We start from the raw sequence: 21,505 nt of genomic DNA, 5'->3' as shown, positions 1-21,505 counted from the left end.
AATGCCTACGGCTGGTGGTTGTCCAGCACCAGTTCCTGTCGGTCAGCGAAGCCTTCGTAGCTGGACGTTACCACTTGGTCGCCGGGTTGCAGGCCCGCCAGCACCTCGTAGTAGTCGGGGTTCTGCCGCCCTAGGCGGATGGCCACCCGCTGGGCCCGGTTGCCGTCGGCCGCCAGCTTAAACGCCCAGTTGCCCACGGTTTGCTGGTAAAAGCCGCCTTTGGGCAGCAGCACCGCCGGGGCCGTCGCACTCAGTGCCAGCCGGATGGATAAGGTCTGGCCCCGCCGCAGGCCTGGTGGGGGCGCGCCGGTAAAGGCCAGGTCGATTTGCAGGCCTTTAGATACTTGGGCGAAGATTTTGGTTACGCGCAAGGCATACGCCTGGCCGTCCACCACCACTTCGCCCACCTGACCAGCCGCGATGCGCGCAATGTAAAACTCGTCCACCGCGGCGTGCAGTTTCACGCCCGCCAGCGCGTCAATCTGCCCTAGGCGCTGGCCCCGGGTTTTGGCCTCGCCCACTTCCGCGGCCAGCGAACTGAGACGCCCGCCCACTGGGGCCCGTAGCAACAGGTCGTCCATCTTGCGCCGCATCAGGGCCAGGTTGCTGGTCATGCGCTGCACCGATTCCTGCATGGTGCTCAATTGCTGCTGCATGGCCACCGAATCCTGGCGCAGGGTCTGCTGCGTGAGCTGCCGCCGGCGCAGCTGGTAGCGGTAGGCATTCTGGCTTTGCAGGTAGTCCTGCCGCGCAATCACCTTCTGGTCGTACAGCACCTGGTTGGTGTCAAACACCCGCCGGGCCTCGGCTAGCTGAAAGTCGATGTCGGCTAGCTGGTTTTGGCGCAGAATGCGGTTTTGCAGCAGCTGGTTGCGGGTGTTGCGCAAGTTGTTCATCAGGTCGTACACGGCCGTTTCGCAGTTTACCATTTCCAGTTGCAAGTCGGGGTTCGCTAGCCGCAGCAACGGCTGGCCCGCCGTTAGGGTCGTGCCTTCTTCCACCAGCACCTGCTGCACCGTGCCGGCCTCTGCCGCGTCCAAGTACACGGTGTGCAGCGGCTGCACCACCCCGTCGATGGCCGTGAATTCCTGAAAATTACCCCGCGTGACGGGGCTGATGGTCAGCCGGCTGGCCGCGACGTGCAGCCGCTGGCCCGGTCGGGGCCAATAGATGCCGGCCGCGCCCGAGCCCGCCAGCAACAGGGCCCCCAGCCACCACCAGCGGGTGACAAACGACCACTTTTTCTTCGGTATCAGGACATCCATTCAGGTTGGCGTAGAGAATAGCAGCAAAAAGCGATGGACCGGAGGTGCCAAGAACGGTGCCTTACGCACAAATCATTGCTAATCAGTGGCCTGTTTTTAAGTCCTGATTGCCAGCTGCTGCCGAGCGTCCGGTTTTGATACAGTTGACCGTTCGGTTCTGATACAGTTCGAAGCTGTTGACGGGCAGAAAATGGCCCGGCTAGCTGAAAGTCAGTATTTTTCGAAGCGTGCACGATTTATGTGGCCTGGGTTGGGACGGGGGCCAGTTAGCCCCGACTTTTACGTTTTACCCAGCCTTTTTCATGATTCTTAAGCACGCCCGCATCCTGGTGGTAGACGACGAGCCCGATGTGCTGTTCGCGCTCAAGCTGCTACTTAAAAGTGAGGTGCGGGAAGTGGTGACGGAGAAAAACCCGGAGTTGCTGCTCTCGCTGCTCCGCCAGCAGCACTTCGATGTCGTGCTGCTCGACATGAATTATCGCAGCGGCCAGGCGACTGGCAACGAGGGTTTCTACTGGCTAGGCCGCATCCGGGAGCACGACCCCACCACGGCCGTTATCCTCATTACGGCCTATGGTGATGTGCGCACGGCGGTGCGCGCCCTCAAAGCCGGCGCCACCGATTTCCTGCTCAAGCCCTGGCATAACGACCAACTGCTGCAAACGCTGGCCGCCGCCCTCCAACCTAAAGCCGGCAGCAAAAGCGGAAGCACCCTGAAAAAAGTAGTTGGACCGGCCGCTGCTACCGCTCTACTCGGCGAGTCAGCCGCCATGCAGGAAGTGCGCGCCATTATTGAAAAGGTCGCCCCAACCGAAGCCAATGTGCTGCTGCTTGGTGAGAACGGCACGGGTAAGGAGCTGGTCGCCAAATCCCTGCACGAGCAGTCGCGCCGCGCCGCCCGGCCCTATGTGGCCGCCGACGTAGGCGCACTCAGCGAGGGGTTGTTTGAAAGCGAGCTGTTTGGGCACACCAAGGGCGCCTTCACGGATGCCCAGGCCAGCCGCGTGGGCCGGTTCGAGGCGGCCACCAGCGGAACCTTGTTTCTGGATGAGATTGGCAACATTGCCCTGCCGCAGCAAGCCAAGCTGCTCACGGCCCTGCAAAACCGCCAGGTGGTGCCCCTAGGGAGTAATACCCCCGTCCCAGTGGATATCCGGCTGTTGTCGGCTACCAACGCCCCCTTGCACGCCCTGGTAGCCCGCGGTGCTTTCCGCCAGGACTTGATGTACCGCCTCAACACCGTTGAAATCATGCTGCCGCCCTTGCGCGAACGGGACGACGATGTGCAACTGTTGGCCCAGCACTTCGCGCAGGTGTACGCTGCACGCAATCGGCAACCCGTGCCGGAATTCAGCACTGCTGCGTTGCGCAAGCTCCGGGAGCACGCCTGGCCCGGCAACGTGCGGGAGTTACAACACGCCGTGGAGCGGGCCGTTATCTTGGGGACCGGACCCGTGCTACTTCCGGCCGATTTCTCGTTTCGGAACCCCGAATCGGCCGCTGTTGCCGCGCCAGCGGCAACAGCGGCTGAGAATCCGTTACCGTTGTTGGAAGTAGAAAAAAACACTATCCAACAGGCTATTGAGCGCCACCAAGGCAACCTCACCAAAGCGGCTAAGGAACTGGGCCTCACCCGCACTGCCCTCTACCGTCGGCTCGACAAGCATGATATTTAATAGCCTAGACGTGCGCCTGCTGGGGCAGTTAGTGCTGCTGGTGGCCACGCTGGCCGGGGGCGGGTACGCCACGTTGCATCACGCCTATGGGCTAGCCCTAGGGGCATTGTTGTTGCTGCTCCTGCTGGTTGTGGACCTGGCCCGCTACCTGACGCGCGGTCAGCAGGCCCTGGCCGACTTTACTCTGGCCCTGCAGTACCGCGACTTTTCGCGGCAGTACCCGGCGCAGTCCGGTCCGGCGTCACTGCGGCCCTTGCACGCGGCCTTTAACCAAGTCAACGCCACGTTTCGGGAACTGCGTGCCGAGCAGGAAGGGCAGTTTCAATACCTACAAACCATCCTGGCGCTGCTCGATACCGGCATCGTGTCCTACGACGCGGCGGGCACCGTGGCTTGGGTGAACGAGGCGTTCAAGCAGACGCTGCAACTACCTTACTTAAAAAATATTCGGGCGCTGCAAGCCCGGCAGCCGGTCCTGTACGAGGCTATCTGCCGAGCAGTCCCCGGCCAGCCCGCGGTGGTGAAGTTGACGGTGGGTCTCCAAACGGTGCAGCTGCTCGTGTCGGCCACGCAGTTTAAGCTACGAGGCAAAGCATTTACCCTCCTGGCCTTCAAGAACGTGAGCCAGGCCCTGGCCGACACCGAAACCGCTGCCTGGCAGCAACTGCTACGGGTCATGACGCACGAAATCATGAACTCGGTCGCCCCCATTGCGTCGCTGGCGGATTCGTTGGGCCACCACGTGCAGCGCGCCCAGCAGCAGGAGGCTTCGGGTGAGTTGCTCGACGATGTGGGCACCGGCATTCGCATCATCCAACAGCGCAGCGAAGGGCTGCTACGCTTTGCCCAAGTGTACCGAGACTTTAGCACCCTAACCTCGCCGCAGCGCACCACCCTTTACGTGCAGGAATTGCTACAAACCACCCGGCAGCTCTTGGCGGAACAATTAGCCGCGCAGGGCATTGAGGTCACCCTCAGCGTCCGGCCCGCACACCTCACTCTGCACGCCGATGGCCACCTGTTGGAGCAAGTACTCATCAATCTGGTCCTCAATGCGGCGAGCGCAGTCACCCAGGTAGCTACCCCTCGCATTAGTTTACTGGCCTGGCTTGATGAACAAGAACGGGTCGTTATTGAGGTGAAAGACAACGGAAGTGGCATCCCCACCGACGTATTGGACAACATATTCATTCCTTTTTTCACTACTCGCCCCCACGGCTCCGGGATTGGGCTGAGCCTGGCCAAGCAAATCATGCAGTTGCACCAGGGCAGCATTCAGGTCCATTCCGTGGAGGGGGCGGGTAGTGCGTTTCAGCTGTGGTTTTCCCCTTCTGCTACCTTTTAGGGTATGCCTGGTTGTCATTCCATCAACTCGACCACTCGTCGTCGTCAGTACGCAGCAGGCCTGCTTGTTGTAGCCCGACGACCGGCCTGGACTCTTTAAACAGTCGAACCAGTGATAGCTTCGACTGCAAAAGGGCATTTAACGCCCATTGAGGGCCTTTTGCAGGATAGGATGATTGAGTACGAGCGCTTCCTGCTTACAAATAGCTAAGTGCTTTGAGAAAGAAAAATGGACCATTTAACCAGATAGTGGTAGCGCTGGACAAGAAAGGGCTTCTGTAATACTTATTCTGAGACAATTTGCTGGTGCATCTGCCCACTCGCCGGTGCTGCTATCCTTATTCCAGCCTATTATGTCCTCTAACGCCACAAACAGACGCGCTGCTCAGCAAGCCCGCGCGAGGCGACGGGCGCTTACGCCTAGCGACCAGGACATGCAGCTGCTCAGCAGCTATGTATTTGGGCACATCACCCTAGAGGAGGCCAATGAATTGCTTCACGAACGCGGCCCCTTCATCATTGCTATCTGCGACTATGAGCTAGCGACGGCATAGGCTGGCGACGGGTAGGTAGCATAGGGGCTATAGCTTTCAGCTCCTCGCCGCCCGAGTACTAGGGCACGCCAAACCCGAAAGCTCTAGCCAAGTGCCGCAGCCAACGTCAGCGAGGCCAGGAGGTGTTCTTCTACCCTGACAAATACTTGGGTGGCCGCTACCTAGGTGACTTCAGTACGAAATAGGCTTATCCACCTCCTTACTGATATATGCATCCAACTGCCTTAGCTTAGCAACCTTTTCCACGCACAAGCCAAGCAAGTGGCTGTCTTTCAATGAATTTTAGATGATTTTCAACATTATTTTTCACCTAAAATAGCTTCTGCTGCAATGCCAGGGGCTATTTGCATTTATCCGATATTTTATTACTGTTCGAGCGCAGAGAATTTTGTGGTTTACTTAGCCCGGTCTGGATGAATCTGCAACTTTTATGCACTGCTCCCCAAGTCACTATCTATTTCGACTCCTGGAATAACTGGCTCTATATTGAGTGGGAAGGGACCCTTACCCTGCCGGCCGTGCAGTACGCCTGCCTGGAAGTGGCGCAGTGCTTTGTGCAGCATAGCTATCCGCGCGTGCTCAACAGCAACGCCCAGGTAACGAGCATGGAAGTGGAAGTGATTCCGTGGCTGACTAAGCACTTGCTTCCTTATCTGGAGATGGCTGGTATTCAGCAGCTGGCCTGGGTGCACGCGCCCATCGTACGGGCTTATGCGCTGGCCCCACAGGTACACAAGCAGCTGCCCCACCTCAACATAGGTGTCTTTTCCGACCTCGAAGACGCTACCAGCTGGCTTCAGCAGACCAATCCTGCCTACTTGGGCGGCCACGTTCTGCTGCCGCGCCCAGCGGCCGAGGAAACCGTGCTGGCCCAGACGGTGAGCCAATTTAGGCAGGCCTTGGAGCACCACGGCATCGTGGCTGAGACTGCCATCTATCAATCCCGGTGGTAGCCCCCTAGCCCGTCATATCGCGCGCTACCCCTCGCTTGCTAAGCTGACTGACCCAACGGCACCTACTGCTACCAGAGCCTAGGCAAGCCTTAAAGAGCAGTAGCCAACTGCCCGGCCAGGCCTACTTAACTCTATATAAATGGCAAAAGGGCACTCAGGTTGCACTGAGTGCCCTTTCGCCATTTATATGCCAGGCTAGCTATTTTGTGCGTGTGGTTGCCATCTCTCCAACTGGCATCGCCGTTGGCCTTATGCTCGCTAGCCCTGGCCAATGGGCGATGCAGCGGGAGACTGCTTAGCAATACGCCAACTGCTGGAACGGCGAAGACTTAACCCGTGTTCAAGCCTGTTTAGTCTTTATTAAAAAGTTCCCAAAAAATTAATTATTTATTTTTCATTATTTTCAATCCGGGGCAACCAGGTGGGTCGTACGTCGGACTCGTTCTACCTAGTTGTCGCTAATGAAACTACTTGAGCCAGACGCAGAAAGCCAACTCGTCCAACGCCTGTATGCGCGTGATGAGTCGGCGATGGCCTTCTTTTATAAGAACTATAAACAGGCCCTGCACCATACCATCTGGCGCATTGTGCGCCAGGATGAGCTAGCCCAGGACATTCTGCAGGAAACCATGCTGAAGTTCTGGCTGACGTTTCCGAACTACGATACCAGCAAGGGTCGCCTCTTTACCTGGGCCCTGACCATAGCCCGCAACCTGGCCATCGACCGGCTGCGGGCTATGCGGCGCATCGTGCAGCGCACGCACTCGCTTAGCGAGGAGGAAGTGGCGCAGCTGGCGGCGCCCACCGCCTTCCGGCCCGAGCACGTGGGCGTGCGCGACTGGCTAGCCCTACTCGCGCCCGACGACCGCCAGCTACTGGAGCTGCTCTACATGCAAGGCTACACCCAGGCCGAAGCCGCCGACGAGCTCAAGCTGCCACTCGGCACTGTAAAGTCGCGGGGCCGCCGCATTATCCGGGCGCTGGCCCGGCACATCAATTAACACACTCTTTCCTTCTTCCACGATAACAAGCTGCTACCCAACAACAAAGAGCCTGCGCAGTGCTGCGCAGGCTCTTTGTTGTTGGGTAGAGGGCTAGTCCGCGCTTAGTTAGCAGGGCCGGCGTCCGTTTTCGCCTCGATGGTGCGCTGGATGGTGCTCGACACGGCCGAGAGCAGATTGTAGCCGGTAGCATTTTCGATAGCATCGACGCTGGTGCGGTAGCTGCCCCAGCTGGTGCTGATGGAGTTGGTATTGGGCATGTTGACGGCGATGACGCGGGTACTGGTAGTCACGCGGCTCACGTCGCCGGTGCCCACGGGCAGCACCACAATTACCTTCCAGCAGTTGCTGGGCACCGTGATATGGCCGCCATCGATGGTAGTGGTGTAGCCGTTGGAGCCGGTGCCGCCTTTGCCGTAGCTGCCCGCCATGATGTAGAGCTCGTTGCCGGCGCCTACGAGGGTGCGGCAATAGTTTTCGAGGCCTGCCCAGGTTTGCTGATTGTTGGTGGGCGCCTGCGGCATCATGTTGGTCATGAGGAAAGTAGCCGAGTTGTCGGCCACCGAGCCGGTGCGGTCGGCGCTAGGGCAGTTGTGGCCGCGGTCGAAGCCCGAGCCCGAGTAGCTGGTGGCGCCCACGTGGTACCACGAGCTGGGCAGGCTAGCGTCGGCGGCGAAGTTGTCTTGCCGGGCGGTGCTGCCCAGCCACGCACTGCTCAGGTGCCAGCTCACCCAGTTCGGCTTGCCCTGGTCGCGGCTGTAGCTCAGCGTGTACTGAGTTTTGGTCAGCAGGTAGTTATTGGGGGAGTTGGTGGCGTCGGCCACGGCGCCGCTGGGGTTGCCTAGCGCCAGGTTATTGTCGCGGGTAGCCGTGGCATCGGCGTAGGTGCTGCTGGTGGGTGCGGGGGTGGGCTGCTGGCCGAGTGGCGCACAAGCCGCTACCAAAGCAAGGAGCAGCGCACTGCTACCCAACCGGAAATAGTTGACCATCATGAGTAAAACGCGGAAAAGGATAAAAGCAAGAAAAAACGCCCGAAAACCAGGCAGTAAAGGTCTTTGCGCTCAGAATCTTATCCGTTACTCAATTGTTAATTCTTTAGCAACGACATAAGCTGGCCCAGCCGGGCGCCCTGTGGGGTGGGCACGCCGGGCAGGCTAGCCGTATCTTTGTAATCATTCTAAAGACCTCCGTTTTTTCCTGACTGAATGGCCGCTGTAATTTCCACTGATATCTGCATCATCGGGGCGGGCCCGGTGGGCCTGTTTGCTGTTTTTGAAGCCGGACTGCTCAAGCTGCGCTGCCACGTGGTAGACGCCCTGCCCCAGCCGGGCGGGCAGCTTTCCGAGATTTACCCCAAGAAGCCGATTTACGACATCCCCGGCTACCCCGAGATTCTGGCCGGCGACCTCATCGATAACCTGATGAAGCAAATCGAGCCCTTCCACCCCACGTTCACGCTGGGCGAGCGCGTCGAGCGCTTTGCCAAGCTGGAGGATGGCTCGTTTCAGCTCTACACCACCGATGGCACCGAAATTCAGTGCAAGGCCGTAGCTATTGCGGGCGGGCTAGGGTCGTTTGAGCCGCGCAAGCCGGCCGTGGAAAACCTGGAGCGCTTTGAGGGCGGCAAGGGTGTGCACTACATGGTGCGCGACCCCGAGCACTTCCGCGACAAGAAAATTGTGATTGCGGGCGGTGGCGACTCGGCCCTCGACTGGACCAACTTCCTGGCCAACGTGGCCAGCGACGTGACGCTGGTGCACCGCGGCACCACCTTCCGCGGCGCCGCCGACTCGGCCGAGAAGGTGAAAGCCCTGCACGATGCCGGCCGTATCAAGCTGGTGCTTAGCTCGAATGTGACGCACCTGCACGGCAACGGCCACCTGGAGCAGGTGACCATTACCAACAACGACGGCACTACCCAGACCGTGCCGCTCGATGCCTTCGTGCCGCTGTTCGGCCTCACGCCTAAGCTAGGCCCCATCGGCGACTGGAACCTCGACCTCACCGACGATGCTATTGTGGTGAACACCGAGGACTACAGCACCTCGCTGCCCGGCGTGTACGCCATCGGCGATATCAACACGTATCCGGGCAAGCTGAAGCTCATTTTGTGCGGCTTCCACGAGGCGGCGCTCATGTGCCAGGGTGCGTTCAAGTACATTTATCCCGACAAAAAATACACTCTCAAGTACACCACCGTCAACGGGGTACCCACGCTATAATCAATGGGTGAATGAGCGAATGGGTGAATAACCCGGCCCGCCTAGTAGCATCATTCACCCATTCACCCATTCGCTCATTCACCCATTGAATACTGACATCCGCGTTTACGTAGAAGAAGCGCCCGGCCAGCGGCGCGAACTGGAAGCACCTACCGACATGGGCCTGAGCCTGATGGAGCTGCTCAAGGCTAATGAGTATCCTATTCAGGCTACCTGCGGCGGCATGGCGCTGTGCGCCACCTGCCACGTGGAGGTGCTGGCCGGCCCGCCCCTGCCCGAGCCCAGCGACGACGAGTGGGCGATGCTCGACACGCTGCCCGTGCTGCACGAAACCAGCCGCCTCAGCTGCCAGATTCGCCTCGCCCCCAACCTTGATGGTCTGGTAGTGCGCGTGCTGGGCAGCGGCGAGTAAATGTAAGCTGGCTAGCCCTTGCGCCAGCCCAAACCCACCTAAACAGAAGAAGCCCGGCCAGTTGGCCGGGCTTCTTCTGTTATAATCTAAGTTATAGTGGCCTAGCGGCGGTGCTTGTGCTTGCTGGCACTGGCCGCTTTGTGCTTGGTTTTGGTCTTTTTCTCGGCCGTGTGGTGCTTGGCCTTCTTGGTCGTTTCCTTATGGCTTTTGTGCGAGGCAGTCTTTTTGCTGCTATGGTGGCTGCTCGACTTTTCGCTGCTGTGGTGCTTGCTGCGGCTGCTTTTGCTGCTATGCTTGGCTTCGCGGGCAGCTTTGGCGCGGCTGGCTTTGGTCGATTTGCTGCTGTGGCTGCTCTTGCTGCTGTGGCGGGCGGCGCGGCGGGCTTCGGCGCGGCGCTCGGCCCGGGCTTCGGCGGCGCGCTCTTCGGCCCGTTCGATGGCCCGCAGGCGAGCCCGACGGGCGGCGCGGCGGCTGGCCGCGCTTACCTCGTGGGTAGCTGCGGCGGCTTCCTCGGGGCGCGGGTCGGTGGCAGCTTCGCTGTAATGCGCTATGGCGTCGTTTTCGGGGGCAGCGGTGGTTAGCTGCTCGGCCGAGGCCGTGGGTTTGGACAGCTCGGCGGCCTTTTTGCGGCGCACCGGCATCAGAAAATCGCGCTCGGCCCGCTCGCGGGTGCTCAGGCTTTCTTCGCCGGGCAGCTTGGTAACGACTTGGCTTTTCTCCGTCTGGGCCCAGGCCGCCGAGGTGCTCAGCGATAGGGCCAATAATACAACTAGCTTCCTCATCAATAACTTACTGGATAATTAGAAAAACAAAAATAGTCCGTACCACCCACCCACGCAAGCTACTGTGCAGGCAAACGGCGCGCTGCTAGGCCCGGGCCGGTGGGCTGGCGCACCGGCAAACCGGACCGCAATCGTTACCGAAATTTCTGAGCAAATTCTGGGCATTGCCCCCGCTAGCCCCCTTTATTGCGGCGAAATCAGTAACCGCTGGCCCGCCGAATTGGCCCCAAACTCGGGCGCGTAGAGGCACTGAACCTGGCTTAGGCCGCCCGAAAAATTTCCAGCCTGGCTGGCCCGCAGGCGATACTCAAAAACGTGGGTACCGCGCGGCACTTCGCTCAAAAAGAAGTTGGTGGCCGCGTCGCGCGGGCTCTCATAATAGCCTAGCCCATTTTGGTACTGGTAGCCGCTGAGCTGGTTAATGAGCTCTAAGCCGGCGGCGCGCTGGTCCTTGAGGTGCACGTATTCGAGGGCGCGGTCGGTGCGCAGCACGAGGCGCACCACTAGGGCGTCGCCCACGCGCAGGGGCGTGGCGGCGGTTATCCTTTCGAGCTGCGGGCCGGCGGCGGTGCGGGTTTCGCGGTAGAGCTGGCGCTCGAGGCTGAGCGGCGTGGCGGCGGGCGTCACCTTGTCGAGGTCTTCGAAGTACTGCCAGTGGAGGGCGCCCCAGGCCGGGCCGGCATCGGTTTTAATCACCGTCACTTTGCCCTGGGCGGGCTCAATGTCGGCAGCGGGCCAAGTGGTTTTGTAGTAGCCGGTGCCGGCCTGGCTAGCCTCGGGCTTTATGGGCTGGCCGCCCACCGTCACGGCTAGCGGCTGGGCAGGGGCTAGCCAGCTGGGGCCGCGCAGCAGCAGGGCGTAACAGGCATCGGTGGTGGCGCGGGTGCTTTCCCAGCTGTGGGTGCGCTTGTGGGCCAGCAGCCAGAGCTTTAGCTCATCGACTGCTTTTTGGTCATTCTTGATTTCGTCGAAGGCCTCGATGAGGGTGGCCTGCGTTTCGGTGGGGGCCTCGCGCCAATAGTAGCCGCTGGTCACGTCTTTCCAGTACATGCCTAGCTCAGGGCTGTGCAGGGCGTTTTCGGCCAGGGCGCGCAGGATGTTTTGGGCGGCGGGCGCGGCCTTATCTGCCCGGAACAGGGCTAACGCGGCCTGCGCTTGCAGGTAGCGGGTTTGGCCGGCCCAGTAACTGGCGGCCTGGGTGCGGTAGTAGGTATAGGCCGCCTTGGCGTCGGCAGCCACGGGCTGTTTCAGCCAGAAGCTGCGGGCGTACAGCGCCTGAATCTGGATATCTGCGAGGTGGTTGTCAGCCAGCTTAACGGCCTTTTGGCGGCGCAGCTCGGCGTAGTCGCGGGTCAGGGCGCCGTCGAGGTAGTGTAGGGCGTGTTGCAGGATGCCGCGGGCCACGTCGTCCTGGCTGGCATCAAAGGCGCCGAGCTTCTGCAACTTGCCGAAGCCGGCCACGATGAGCTGGGTGATGTAGCGGTCGGCGGGCATCTTCTCAAACCACGGAAACGAGCCGTCGGGCAGCTGCATGGCTTGCAGTTTGGCCAAGGTGCGGGCGGTTTCGGTTTTTAGCCTTGTCTCGTCAAACAACGTGCTTAGGCGGGCTAGCCGCTCGGTTTCGCCCTGGGCATCGCGCATCCAAGGAGTTTCTTGCAGTAGGATATTCTTCAGCTCCTGGTTTTGGGCGAGCTTGCTGGCGAGGGCGTTTTGCTGGGCGGCGGTGCCGCTCTGGGCCTGGCGGGTCCATTCGGCCAGCACAGCTTTGAAGCGCGGGTTGCTTTTCAAAATCTGGGCGGCCAGCAGGTTGGCGTAGAGCCGGCTGAAGGTTTGCTCCGAGCACTCGTAGGGGTATTCAAGCAGGTAGGGCAGGCTCTGCACGGCGTACCAGGCGGGGTTGGCCGTCATCTCTAGCGTGAGCAAGTAGTTGCGCCGGGTGGGGCTAGCGGTGCTCGTGAGCTTTTTCAGCTCGTACTCGCGGGTGCCGGGGCCAGCTAGGGCCAGTGGCAGGCTTTCGGTGATGAGGATGCGGTTGGGCAGCACAGGCAGGGTGTTTTCCTCACCGTCCGTAAACCTCACCCCCGGCCCCTCTCCTTGGGAGAGGGGAGCCTGACGGTTTTTCTTTTTGCCCTTTTTCTCTGCTGACTGCTCACTGCTAACTGCTAACTGACTCTCAGCCACCACGCGGTAGGTCACGGCCACGGGCGCAAAGTCGGCCGGGATGGTCAGCTCCCACCCTAGCGCGGCGCTTTGGTGGGCGGCGGCGCTTACCGGCAGCTGGGTGGGGCCTTTGAGGAGCTGGCTGGTGATATCCTGGCCGGTGGCGGCGTCGAGCAAAAAGAGCTGGGCCGTGCCGCTGGTGGCGTGGTCGGTGAGGTTGGAAAACTTGGCGGGGAAGGTGAACGCGTCGCCGGGCCGCAGGAAGCGCGGGGCGTTGGGCGTAAGCTGGATTTCCTTCTGGGTGATGAGCTGGCGGGCCAGTTGGCCGGTGTGCAGGCTGCGGTCGTGAGCCAGGGCCAGCAGCTGCCAGCGCGTCACGGCCTCGGGCATCTGAAATTCGAGCACCACGTCGCCGTTCTTATCGGTGCGCAAGGCGGGCTGCCAGAAGGCCGTTTCGCGGAAGTCGCTCCGGGCGGCGATGGTGGAGAGGTCGGGGGCGGGCTTGTTGGGGGTGCCGTAGCCGACGGTTACTACTTCATTCAGCTTGCCGCTGGCAGCATCTTTTGCAAGCCTAGCGGCCATCGAAGCAGGTGCCGCCTGTATATCCTGGGCCATTATAGTGCTGGCACCTCGAAGTCTAATTACAGGCCCGTTGCCGGGAGCACTTCGCTGAATTTGTACCCCTGCTACCCGACTTTGCAAGGCACGCGAACCATACACGTTTGCTGGCGCGGGAAGATTAAGCGATTGCACAAATTCCATCAACATCCATCCACCCGCGTACCCGGTATTTAACATAGGGTAGAGAATCGCCGGTGTAGCTTCTCCAACTCCAGAATTAGTGAAGGCATTAGAACGCAGCTCCCCAATATTCCCCTGCCAGCCAAACCGCGCCGGGAAATAATCCCCCCCAAACTCCAGCCGCTCGAAGCTGTGCGGGCGGAACACGTCTAGGCTCTGGTCGTAGAGGGTGGCGAGCAGCTCGGCATCGGCGGGGCGGCCGTCGGACTGGCGGATGGTGAGGCGCCAGGTTTCGCGCTGGCCGGGGGCTAGCCGGTCGCGGAAGGTGGCCAGGGCCAGGCGCAGCGGCTGGGGCGCGGCGGCCACCTGCACGGCGGCCTCGTGGCGGTAGAGGCGGCCATCGCGCACCTGCGTGGTGTGCACGTAGAGCGGGCCACGGACCTCGGCCGGGCCGCTGGTGAGGGCTAGCTGGCGCTGCTCGCCGGCTTTCAGGGTCAGCCACTCGCGGCGCAGCAGCTGGCCGCCGCGCTCTACTTCGAGCAGGATGCGGGCGTCGGACTCGCTGCTGCCGAGCAACACGGCGGTGGGCTGGCCGGGCGCCACGGTATCGGCGAGGGCCACAAACCAGTCGGGCGTGGCGAAGGGCACGGTGGTGGCGTTGGAATCGAAGAGCGTGAAATCGAGGCGGGCGCGGGCCGAGTCGGCGCCGGCGGCCTGGGCTTCGAGGCGGTAGCGGCCGGTGGGCAGGTTAGCCAGGGCGGCCTTCAGGTCGAGCACAGGGCTGGCGTGGGTGTCGAAGGGCAACGTTTTGACCAGCTCGGCGGGCAGCTCGTTATCCGTCGTTTCGGGGGCGGGACCGGGTACGCCGGGCAGATTGGGGCGGTAGCGACGCGCTAGCAAACGCAACGTGCCAGTAGCGGGCAGCGGCTCGCCGGTAGCATTGGTGCCGAGCAGCGTGAAGGTGGGCAGTGCGGCCTTATCGGCCTGGCCGGGGCCGGCGAGGCGCAGGCTGAGCGGGTTGCGGCCCATTACCACGTGGCGGGTGCCGGTGCGGGTTTCACCGGCCGCGTCGGTCACGTCGGCGGTTATCTCAAACAGAAAACCCGGCTCCCAACTGCCCCGGGCCGGCTGCCTGGGCACCAGCGGCGGCGTGAAAGTGATAGCAAAGCGGCCCTCGGCATCGGTAGTGGTGGTGCCGTGGGCGATTTCCTGGCTTCTGCCCCCGCCCGGGTACATTGCCCGGCTGCCGTAAAGCGCAACGTTAAAGAGCGGCAACAGCTCGCGGCGCGTGATGTGATATTTCACGCTAGCCCCGTCGGTGGCCTGGCCGGCATAGGCGCGGGCGCGGCCATTGATAGTCAGGGGCTGGCCGAGTTGCGGGCGGCCGGGCACTGAGTCGAGCATAACTAGGAAGGTCGGCCGCTTGTAGTCTTCCACCGCAAAGGCGAGGCTGCCGGCATCGGTTTGCAGCTGCATTTCGCCGTTGAGCAGGCCGGTGGGCAAGCTCAGGGAGCCGTTGAAGGAGCCGAAATCAGAGGTGGTAAGATTCAGCGTTTGCACGGTCTGGCCGTTCACGTCCACGAGGCGCAGGCTCACGGGCTGGCCGGTGAGCAGGCTGGCCTTGCCGCCCTTGCTTTGAGTCAGAATACCTTTAAAATACAGCGTCTGCCCCGGCCGGTACATAGCGCGGTCGGTGAAGAGGAAGGTGCGGCGCTGGGGCGCCTCCACCTCGTTCTGGCGGCCGGGGAAGTAGTAGGAATTGAGGGCGGTGAATAGCGTATCGCGGCCCAGCCACGAGCGCACGCTGCTGAGCTGCTCGCGGCCCAGCGCGTCATTGGCCTGGTTGGGGCCGGGCAGCTCTACCTCACCGGTGGCGCTGGTGGCCAGCACGTCACCGAGGCGGCGGTCGTCGTGCTGGGTGGTGCGGTTATAGACGTTGAAGGTGGCCTGGTTTTTCACCCCCGCCAGCGGCACGCCGCTAGCCCGGTCGAGCAGCAGAGCCGTGGCGCCGGTGCTGGCATTGGTGCGGTGCACGAGGCTGAGCTGGCTAGCCCCCAGCATAGCACAGGCCGTGACAGCGCCAGCCGGCGCGGCCTGTGCGGTCGGGTCAGTCGAAAGCTGCGCCTTATTGCTGAGCAAGATGAGGTAGTAGCCGGCCGGCAGGGCGGCGCCGGCCGCCGCCAGCTTCTGCTCTTTATAATCGGTAGGGCTAGCGGGCAGCGGCACGGCCCAGGTGGCGGCCGGCGCTGCTTTGAGGGCGCGGGCAAAGCGCTTAGCCAGCGGGCGGTTTTGGGAGTCGTAGCCAGTGCCTTGCTGCCATTCTTTGGCCGTGATGCGGTAGGCCCAGGCGTGCAGCTCGGTTACGTTGCGGGCCGTGAGGTCGAGGCGCCAGGGCTGGCCGGGCACCACCACATCGGCGGCCGTAAAGGCTAGCTCGGGCTGCTCGATGCTGCCGCGCAGCTGCCGCGCCTGGGCTGCACCGCGCGACTTCGGGAAGCGCGCCTCGGCCACCCGCGTAAGGGCCACGGCGGCCACTTCATCTGTGGCTTCGTGCCGGGCTTCGGCCTGCCGGGCCACAAACTCGGCACTGATGGGCAAGGCCTTATACTGCTCGGCTAGCCTACCTAGCGCGGGCTCGTACTGGCTAGCCAAGTCGATGCCCTGCACCAAGCCATGCACGTAGTCCAGCCGCTGCAAGTCCACGTCAGCCAGAGCGGCGGGGTTACCGGCCGCCAGCCTGGCGGCTGTGAGGCGCTGCAACAGCCGCAGCGCCAGCAACGGGCCGTTGAGCGAGTCGGCGGCCGGGGCCACCAGCTTTAGCGCGGCAAATTCTTGGGCGCTGCCGAACAGCTTAGGCTCAGTGGGCTGCCACTGCTGTTCGGGCTTGGTGATGTATAGCTCCTGGTTTTGCAACCCCGCGATGGCGCGCTGGGCCAGCAGGTCGTAGAGCGTGGGGCGCAGGGCACGGCCCTCAGCATCGCCGCCGATGGCCAGGTCGCCGAGGTCGGCTAGGGTCGTTTTGAGCTGGCGGGCCGGCTCATCGGCTACCGACTGCTGGTAGTGCCGCACGATGGCGGCCCCTAGCCGGCCAGCATCCCAGGTGGCGAGGCTGGTGCCGCCATCGGCCCGGCCGGGCGTGGTCTGGTCGGCGGTGGGCGCCGCGCCGCCAGTGCGCTCGTAGAGCTGGTAGCGGTGCTCGTTGTAATAGTTGGCATACAGGCCCGCCAGCAGCGAGTGCAGAATGGGACGCGCCGGAAACTGCGCCGTTTTCAGGTCGCCTTCGAGCAGCGCGATGGCTTTTTCGTCGGCGTCGTTTTCCTTGGTTGAGAGCAGCCTGATTTTATAGAGCAATGCCCGCACGTAGGCCGGGGCGTTGTGCTCACGCCTGGCCTGCTGGCAGATTTTTTCGACCAGCGGGGCGGCACTAGCGGTTTGCTCCTTGCCCAGCAGGGTGTCTATTTTCTTCCACTGCGCCGCGAAGGGCGAGGGCGGCCCCGGCGCGGCCGAGTCGGCAAGGAGAGCAGTCATCAGCAAGCAGCAGAACAGGAGGAGGTAGCGCATAAGGTCGGGCCATACGGCCGGGGTTATCGCCTCAAAGATGCCAGAACTAGGCCAAGTGCACACGGTAGCCAGTTATGGGCGGGGCAGCTGACTTTTTAAACAGATTTTCCCTATGACGTTAAAATACGACATAGTATGACGTATATTTGCGGCATAGCTTTCAACGTCTCGCATGTCCTTCGCCAAAACCGCCGCCTTCACCGCCGAGCAGCAGCAGCTGGCGCGCGTGGCCAAAGCCCTGGCCCATCCGGCGCGGGTGGCCATCGTGCAGCTGCTGGCCAGCAAAACCACCTGCATCTCGGGCGACATCGCCGCCGAGCTGCCCCTGGCGCGCACCACCGTGTTTCAGCATTTGCAAGAGCTGAAGGCGCTGGATTTGATACGCGGCGAAATCGACGGACTCACCGTGTGCTACTGCCTCAATACCGCGCTGCTGCGGCAGGTGCAGCAGCAGTTCCTGAGCTTTTTTGAGGCCGCCACTGCTAGCCCCGCCTGCGGGCCGGAAGCGGCCTGCGGGTGCTAATTTTTACTCTTTTCCCTTACTTATTATGCGTATCTCCGAAATGAAGCAGGCCCTGGCTAGCCTGACCGCCGTGAACTTTCGGCTGCCCGATGGCACCTATCTGCCCAGCCACTTTCACGTGACCGAAGTGGGCTTGGTAACCAAGCACTTTATTGACTGCGGCGGCGTGGAGCGGCGCGAAACCGTGGCCAATTTTCAGCTTTGGGAAGCGGGCGACTACGACCATCGGCTAGCCCCGCAAAAATTTCTGCACATCTTGCAGCTCTCCGAGCGCATTTTGGGCAGCGAGGACCTGGACATCGAAGTAGAGTACCAGCAGGCCACGATTGGCAAGTTTGGCCTGGCCTTCGATGGCACCGATTTTCAGCTCACGCCCAAGCAAACGGCTTGCCTGGCGCAAGATGCGTGCGGTGTACCGGCGTTCAGCTTGGAACTGCCCCAGCTACAAACGGCCTGCTGCACGCCCGGCGGCGGGTGCTGCTAGGGCATCTTATAGAACCGAGCCTACCCAACACTTACTTCTTCGGCATGACTACCGCATTCACCATCCAGGCGCTGGCCGCCGCGCACTGGCCGGCCGTGCGGGCCATCTACGAAGCCGGCATAGCCACCGGCCAGGCCACCTTCACCACCGAGGCCCCCGGCTGGGAAGCCTGGAATGCCAGCCACCTGGCCCACTGCCGCCTCGTGGCCGCCACGGCCGAGGGCCAGGTGCTGGGCTGGGCGGCGCTCTCGCCGGTATCGAGCCGCTGCGTGTATGCGGGCGTGGCCGAAGTGAGCATCTACATCGCGGCCGAGGCGCGGGGCCAGGGCGTGGGCCGGCAGCTGCTGGCCGCCCTGGTAGCCGAGTCGGAGCAGCACGGCCTGTGGACGCTGCAAGCCGGTATCTTTCCCGAAAACGCGGCTAGCCTGGCGCTGCACGCCAGCCAGGGTTTTCGCACGGTGGGCCGGCGCGAGCGCATCAGCCAGCTACACGGGCAGTGGCGCGATACCCTGCTGCTGGAGCGCCGCAGCAGCGTGGTGGGGGCAGCGACCCAGCCTCTTTCGGCATAGTACGCCGGCCTTAACTGCCTGGCTCTTTGTATTCACCTTACTATTACTTAGCTCACTATGGCTAGCCCCCCAAACATCCTGGTGCTGTGCACCGGCAACTCGTGCCGCAGCCAGTTGCTGCACGGCTATTTGCAACAGCTCCTCAGTGAGCGCGCCGCCGTGTACTCGGCCGGGGTCGAAACCCACGGCCTCAACCCCCGCGCGGTGCAGGTGATGGCCGAAGATGGCGTTGACATTGCGCACCACACCAGCAACCATGTGGAGGAGTATGCCGCCGTACCGTTTGCCTACGTGCTCACCGTGTGCGACCACGCCCAGGAAGTATGCCCGGTATTTCCTTCCTCGGCCCAAAAGCTGCACCACAATTTTCCGGACCCCGCCAAGGCCACGGGCAGCGCAGAAGAAGTGCTAGGGCAGTTTCGGGCGGTGCGCGACCAAGTGAAGGCTTACGCCCAGGATTTTGCGCGGCAGTATTTCCCGGCCTAGCTGCGCGTGCGCCGCACCGGGAAGAACAGCAGCTGCACAATCAGCAAAGCGGTGCTTGTGAACAGGATGCTCACCCCTACCCTAGCCAGCGTGAGCAGCGGGTGCTGAAACGAGCCCAACTCCAGAAAGAAATAGGCCACGTGGTGCAAGCTCACGAGCAGCAGCAGGTACACCATAAACCACTGCCAGCCCATCTGGTGCACGTTCACGGTGTCCTGGGCATCGTAGCCGTCGCGCGGGGTGAGCAGGCGCAGCACCCAGGGGCGCAGGTAGGCCAGCAGCACGGCCGCGGCGGCGTGCAGCCCACCGGTATCATAGCTGATATCCATGGCTAGCCCCATGCCAAAGCCCAGCAGCAGCTGCAAGACGATGGGTGTGCCTAGTGGTAAAAACAGTACGAAGCCCAGGTACAAAAAGCACCAGCCCAGCCCAAATAGCGAGAGCTGCCCCACAATGAACACCTGCATGCCGGCATACAGCCCGAAGCGCAGCAACTGCCGCACGAGTACCCCTAGCACACTCATCGGGTAGGGCGGGTAGGTTGTTTGGCGGGCTTGACCGGGGCGGGCTCGGGCGCCGTGAGGGCCGTTTCGAGCGAGTCGCGCTCGGTGCGCGGGCGGTTGTGCACCACGTACACGTAGGTGAGGCGGCTGAAATCGACCCCTAGCCGCAGGTGCACCGTCCAGAAATTCTTATCGGGCTCCTTCACAAACGACTCGACGGTGCCGATAAATACGCCTTCCGGAAACACCGCGTTGTAGCCCGACGTCACCACCGAGTCGCCGCGCACCAGGCGGTTCTGGCGCGGAATGTAGTCGAGCAGCGCGTGGCTGTAATCTTCCCCGGGCCATTTCACGCTGCCAAAGGTACCGTCGCGCTTGATTTTAGCCGCAATGGCCATCTTCGAGTGCAGCAGCGAAAACACCGTGGCGTAGTGGGCGCTGGCCGATTTTACCTGCCCCACCACCCCCGCGGCGCTCAGCACCCCTAGCCCGGGCTGCACGCCATCGGCGGTGCCCACGTTCAGGGTCAGGTAGTTATCTACGGCCCGCAGCGAGTTATTGAGCACCCGCGCCGCTACCAAGGGGTAGTCGGCGTCGTGGGTGGCTAGCTTGGCGCCGCCCAGCAGCAGGGTATCGGGGCGCGCCAGCGCATTCGGTTTTTTGGGCTTCGCATTTTGCCCCAGGCCGGGCGCGGTCGCCGCTGCCAGCGCCTGGCTAGGGTCGGGCCGCAAGTGGCGGTAGATGAGGTGGCCCAGCGTGTCGCGTCCTACCGGCAGCGAATCGGCCTCGCGGCGCGAGAAATCGGGCGGATAAAGCTGCTGGCGCAGCTTAGCGTTATCGGCCAGCAATTGGCGGTTCAGCTCATCGAGCCGGAAGTAGTCGGCTATCTGCGTGCGGCGGGCCAGCACGGCGCCCGCGTAGGCATTAGCCGAATTGAAAAACGCCGCCCGCTGGTACGAGCTATTGGTTATAAACAAAAACAGGCTCACCACTTCCAGCAGCACAAAGAGCATCACCCCCTGGAAGCGCAGCAGAAACGCGATGAGATTACGCATAAACAGGTGTCATGCTGACGAAGGAAGCATCTTGCCAGGGTAGAAGTAGCTTACTGCTAACTCCGACCTGACAAGATGCTTCCTTCGTCAGCATGACAGAATATTAGGTTAAAAGAACGCCCCGGAAGCCCTGAATGTCCTTGATAGCCTTGCCGGTGCCGCGCACCACGGCGCGCAGCGGGTCTTCGGCAATGTGGATGGGCAGCTTGGTTTTGGCGGCCAGGCGCTTGTCGAGGCCGCGCAGCAGCGCGCCGCCGCCGGTGAGGTGAATACCGTTTTCGTAGATATCGGCCGACAGTTCGGGTGGGCTGATTTCCAGCGCCTTGAGCACAGCTTCCTCAATTTTGGCCACCGACTTATCGAGGGCAATGGCGATTTCCGACGACGTTACCTTGATAACCTTCGGGATGCCCGTCATCAGGTCGCGGCCGCGCACCTCGTAGTCGGCGGGTGGGTTGTCGAGCTCGGTGAGGGCCGCGCCTACCTCGATTTTGATGCGCTCGGCCGAGCGCTCGCCGATGAGCAGGTTGTGCTGCCGGCGCATGTAGTCGAGAATGTCCTGGTTGAATACGTCGCCGGCCGTCTTGATAGACTGGTCGCACACAATGCCCGACAGCGCAATCACGGCAATCTCGGTGGTACCACCCCCGATGTCAATAATCATCGAGCCCACGGGCTGCTCCACGTCGATGCCGATACCGATGGCCGCCGCCATGGGCTCCTGAATCATCCACACTTCCTTAGCCCCGGCATGCTCGGCCGAGTCGCGCACGGCGCGCTTCTCTACCTCCGTGATGCCCGAGGGAATGCAGATGACCATGCGGTGCGAGGGCTGAAACAGCCGGTTGCGCGTGTCGATGAGCCGGATGAGGCCCTTTATCATCTCTTCGGCGGCGTGGAAGTCGGCAATTACGCCATCCTTCAGCGGCCGGATAGTTTTAATATTATCGTGCGTCTTCTCGTGCATCTGCTGGGCTTTAGAGCCCACCGCGATGACTTTATTGGTAGTGCGGTCTTTGGCAATGATGCTCGGCTCGTCCACCACAATCTTGTCATTGTGAATGATTAGCGTATTGGCAGTGCCTAGGTCAATGGCAATGTCGCTGGTCAGAAAATTGAAGAACCCCATTTAAGATAGCTTAGCCAGGAATAGGAAGCAGTAGCAAGAAACAAAGGTACGATAGAACACCCGGGCTTGGCACGCCCAGCTGGCT

At 61.9% G+C, this 21,505-nt stretch carries 18 protein-coding genes; 11 read left to right on the top strand and 7 right to left on the bottom strand.

The features are described 5' to 3' along the window. Positions 1-5 precede the first annotated feature (5 nt). On the bottom strand, positions 6-1,265 hold the full coding sequence (locus J4D99_RS09555) for an efflux RND transporter periplasmic adaptor subunit (protein WP_208131465.1): 1,260 nt from the start codon (positions 1,263-1,265) through the stop codon (positions 6-8). A gap of 302 nt (positions 1,266-1,567) precedes the next feature. On the opposite strand from J4D99_RS09555, the gene J4D99_RS09550 reads away from it, so the two are divergent. The 5 genes from J4D99_RS09550 to J4D99_RS09530 all read left to right on the top strand — a co-directional run bounded on the left by J4D99_RS09550 (position 1,568) and on the right by J4D99_RS09530 (position 6,793). Then, entirely contained in the window at positions 1,568-2,941 is a 1,374-nt protein-coding gene (locus J4D99_RS09550) for a sigma-54-dependent transcriptional regulator (protein WP_208131464.1), read from the top strand. Beyond that, the gene (locus tag J4D99_RS09545) at positions 2,931-4,286 is read left to right on the top strand and encodes a sensor histidine kinase (protein ID WP_208131463.1); all 1,356 of its coding nucleotides are present in this window, start codon (positions 2,931-2,933) and stop codon (positions 4,284-4,286) included. The genes J4D99_RS09550 and J4D99_RS09545 overlap by 11 nt, the downstream gene beginning before the upstream one ends. 352 nt (positions 4,287-4,638) lie before the next feature. Beyond that, entirely contained in the window at positions 4,639-4,839 is a 201-nt protein-coding gene (locus tag J4D99_RS09540; protein ID WP_208131462.1) for a hypothetical protein, read from the top strand. A gap of 413 nt (positions 4,840-5,252) precedes the next feature. Beyond that, positions 5,253-5,792, top strand: a complete 540-nt coding sequence (locus J4D99_RS09535) for a hypothetical protein (RefSeq protein WP_208131461.1) — start codon at positions 5,253-5,255, stop codon at positions 5,790-5,792. Between the two features lie 461 nt (positions 5,793-6,253). Beyond that, positions 6,254-6,793, top strand: coding sequence for an RNA polymerase sigma factor (locus J4D99_RS09530; protein WP_208131460.1), 540 nt, complete (start codon positions 6,254-6,256; stop codon positions 6,791-6,793). Positions 6,794-6,897: 104 nt separating this feature from the next. Here J4D99_RS09530 and J4D99_RS09525 read toward each other — a convergent pair whose 3' ends face one another. Further along, positions 6,898-7,785 (bottom strand): DNA/RNA non-specific endonuclease, encoded by an 888-nt coding sequence (locus J4D99_RS09525; RefSeq protein WP_208131459.1) that lies wholly within the window; start codon positions 7,783-7,785, stop codon positions 6,898-6,900. 213 nt (positions 7,786-7,998) lie between these two features. On the opposite strand from J4D99_RS09525, the gene J4D99_RS09520 reads away from it, so the two are divergent. Both J4D99_RS09520 and J4D99_RS09515 read left to right on the top strand, forming a co-directional pair. After that, positions 7,999-9,015, top strand: a complete 1,017-nt coding sequence (locus J4D99_RS09520; RefSeq protein WP_208131458.1) for an NAD(P)/FAD-dependent oxidoreductase — start codon at positions 7,999-8,001, stop codon at positions 9,013-9,015. 85 nt (positions 9,016-9,100) lie between these two features. Next, positions 9,101-9,427 carry a 2Fe-2S iron-sulfur cluster-binding protein gene (locus J4D99_RS09515; RefSeq protein WP_208131457.1) on the top strand — a complete coding sequence of 109 codons (327 nt, stop codon included), beginning with the start codon at positions 9,101-9,103 and terminating at the stop codon, positions 9,425-9,427. A 101-nt stretch (positions 9,428-9,528) separates the two neighbouring features. Here the strand turns inward: J4D99_RS09515 and J4D99_RS09510 are convergent, their stop codons facing one another. Both J4D99_RS09510 and J4D99_RS09505 read right to left on the bottom strand, forming a co-directional pair. Beyond that, entirely contained in the window at positions 9,529-10,209 is a 681-nt protein-coding gene (locus J4D99_RS09510) for a hypothetical protein (RefSeq protein ID WP_208131456.1), read from the bottom strand. A 183-nt stretch (positions 10,210-10,392) separates the two neighbouring features. After that, positions 10,393-16,638 carry an alpha-2-macroglobulin family protein gene (locus J4D99_RS09505; protein ID WP_208131455.1) on the bottom strand — a complete coding sequence of 2,082 codons (6,246 nt, stop codon included), beginning with the start codon at positions 16,636-16,638 and terminating at the stop codon, positions 10,393-10,395. Positions 16,639-16,843: 205 nt separating this feature from the next. On the opposite strand from J4D99_RS09505, the gene J4D99_RS09500 reads away from it, so the two are divergent. Genes J4D99_RS09500 through J4D99_RS09485 form a run of 4 tightly spaced genes read left to right on the top strand, consistent with a single transcriptional unit; the run spans position 16,844 to position 18,733 of the window. After that, positions 16,844-17,194, top strand: coding sequence for an ArsR/SmtB family transcription factor (locus J4D99_RS09500; RefSeq protein WP_208131454.1), 351 nt, complete (start codon positions 16,844-16,846; stop codon positions 17,192-17,194). A 25-nt stretch (positions 17,195-17,219) separates the two neighbouring features. Further along, a complete protein-coding gene (locus J4D99_RS09495; RefSeq protein ID WP_208131453.1) occupies positions 17,220-17,678 on the top strand; it encodes a DUF6428 family protein in 459 nt (152 codons plus the stop codon). Between the two features lie 44 nt (positions 17,679-17,722). Next, a complete protein-coding gene (locus J4D99_RS09490) occupies positions 17,723-18,247 on the top strand; it encodes a GNAT family N-acetyltransferase (protein ID WP_208131452.1) in 525 nt (174 codons plus the stop codon). A 57-nt stretch (positions 18,248-18,304) separates the two neighbouring features. Beyond that, positions 18,305-18,733: an arsenate reductase ArsC gene (locus tag J4D99_RS09485; RefSeq protein WP_208131451.1), complete on the top strand. Its 429-nt coding sequence runs from the start codon at positions 18,305-18,307 to the stop codon at positions 18,731-18,733. On the opposite strand, the gene J4D99_RS09480 is transcribed toward J4D99_RS09485, so the two are convergent. The 3 genes from J4D99_RS09480 to J4D99_RS09470 all read right to left on the bottom strand — a co-directional run bounded on the left by J4D99_RS09480 (position 18,730) and on the right by J4D99_RS09470 (position 21,420). Then, the gene (locus tag J4D99_RS09480; RefSeq protein ID WP_236018591.1) at positions 18,730-19,257 is read right to left on the bottom strand and encodes a hypothetical protein; all 528 of its coding nucleotides are present in this window, start codon (positions 19,255-19,257) and stop codon (positions 18,730-18,732) included. The genes J4D99_RS09485 and J4D99_RS09480 overlap by 4 nt on opposite strands. Next, the gene (mreC, locus tag J4D99_RS09475; protein WP_208131450.1) at positions 19,254-20,291 is read right to left on the bottom strand and encodes a rod shape-determining protein MreC; all 1,038 of its coding nucleotides are present in this window, start codon (positions 20,289-20,291) and stop codon (positions 19,254-19,256) included. Before mreC ends, J4D99_RS09480 begins: the two co-directional genes overlap by 4 nt. Positions 20,292-20,394: 103 nt before the next feature. Continuing rightward, on the bottom strand, positions 20,395-21,420 hold the full coding sequence (locus J4D99_RS09470; RefSeq protein ID WP_208131449.1) for a rod shape-determining protein: 1,026 nt from the start codon (positions 21,418-21,420) through the stop codon (positions 20,395-20,397). Positions 21,421-21,505: the final 85 nt, after the last annotated feature.

The sequence above is a fragment of the Hymenobacter sp. BT559 genome (genome assembly GCF_017571525.1).
Classification (GTDB): Bacteria; Bacteroidota; Bacteroidia; order Cytophagales; family Hymenobacteraceae; genus Hymenobacter; species Hymenobacter ginsengisoli.
The sequence above is the reverse complement of the archived record's forward strand: the minus strand, read 5'-3'. Positions and strand labels throughout refer to the sequence as shown.

Excerpts from the sequence above, each read along its gene's own strand:
- J4D99_RS09485 (WP_208131451.1), top strand. The coding sequence starts at position 18,305 with ATGGCTAGCCCCCCAAACATCCTGGTGCTGTGCACCGGCAACTCGTGC.
- J4D99_RS09510 (WP_208131456.1), bottom strand. The coding sequence starts at position 10,209 with ATGAGGAAGCTAGTTGTATTATTGGCCCTATCGCTGAGCACCTCGGCG.
- J4D99_RS09540 (WP_208131462.1), top strand. The coding sequence starts at position 4,639 with ATGTCCTCTAACGCCACAAACAGACGCGCTGCTCAGCAAGCCCGCGCG.
- J4D99_RS09480 (WP_236018591.1), bottom strand. The coding sequence starts at position 19,257 with ATGAGTGTGCTAGGGGTACTCGTGCGGCAGTTGCTGCGCTTCGGGCTG.
- J4D99_RS09555 (WP_208131465.1), bottom strand. The coding sequence starts at position 1,265 with ATGGATGTCCTGATACCGAAGAAAAAGTGGTCGTTTGTCACCCGCTGG.
- mreC (WP_208131450.1), bottom strand. The coding sequence starts at position 20,291 with ATGCGTAATCTCATCGCGTTTCTGCTGCGCTTCCAGGGGGTGATGCTC.
- J4D99_RS09530 (WP_208131460.1), top strand. The coding sequence starts at position 6,254 with ATGAAACTACTTGAGCCAGACGCAGAAAGCCAACTCGTCCAACGCCTG.
- J4D99_RS09505 (WP_208131455.1), bottom strand. The coding sequence starts at position 16,638 with ATGACTGCTCTCCTTGCCGACTCGGCCGCGCCGGGGCCGCCCTCGCCC.
- J4D99_RS09535 (WP_208131461.1), top strand. The coding sequence starts at position 5,253 with ATGAATCTGCAACTTTTATGCACTGCTCCCCAAGTCACTATCTATTTC.
- J4D99_RS09490 (WP_208131452.1), top strand. The coding sequence starts at position 17,723 with ATGACTACCGCATTCACCATCCAGGCGCTGGCCGCCGCGCACTGGCCG.
- J4D99_RS09495 (WP_208131453.1), top strand. The coding sequence starts at position 17,220 with ATGCGTATCTCCGAAATGAAGCAGGCCCTGGCTAGCCTGACCGCCGTG.
- J4D99_RS09500 (WP_208131454.1), top strand. The coding sequence starts at position 16,844 with ATGTCCTTCGCCAAAACCGCCGCCTTCACCGCCGAGCAGCAGCAGCTG.
- J4D99_RS09545 (WP_208131463.1), top strand. The coding sequence starts at position 2,931 with ATGATATTTAATAGCCTAGACGTGCGCCTGCTGGGGCAGTTAGTGCTG.
- J4D99_RS09550 (WP_208131464.1), top strand. The coding sequence starts at position 1,568 with ATGATTCTTAAGCACGCCCGCATCCTGGTGGTAGACGACGAGCCCGAT.
- J4D99_RS09525 (WP_208131459.1), bottom strand. The coding sequence starts at position 7,785 with ATGATGGTCAACTATTTCCGGTTGGGTAGCAGTGCGCTGCTCCTTGCT.
- J4D99_RS09470 (WP_208131449.1), bottom strand. The coding sequence starts at position 21,420 with ATGGGGTTCTTCAATTTTCTGACCAGCGACATTGCCATTGACCTAGGC.
- J4D99_RS09520 (WP_208131458.1), top strand. The coding sequence starts at position 7,999 with ATGGCCGCTGTAATTTCCACTGATATCTGCATCATCGGGGCGGGCCCG.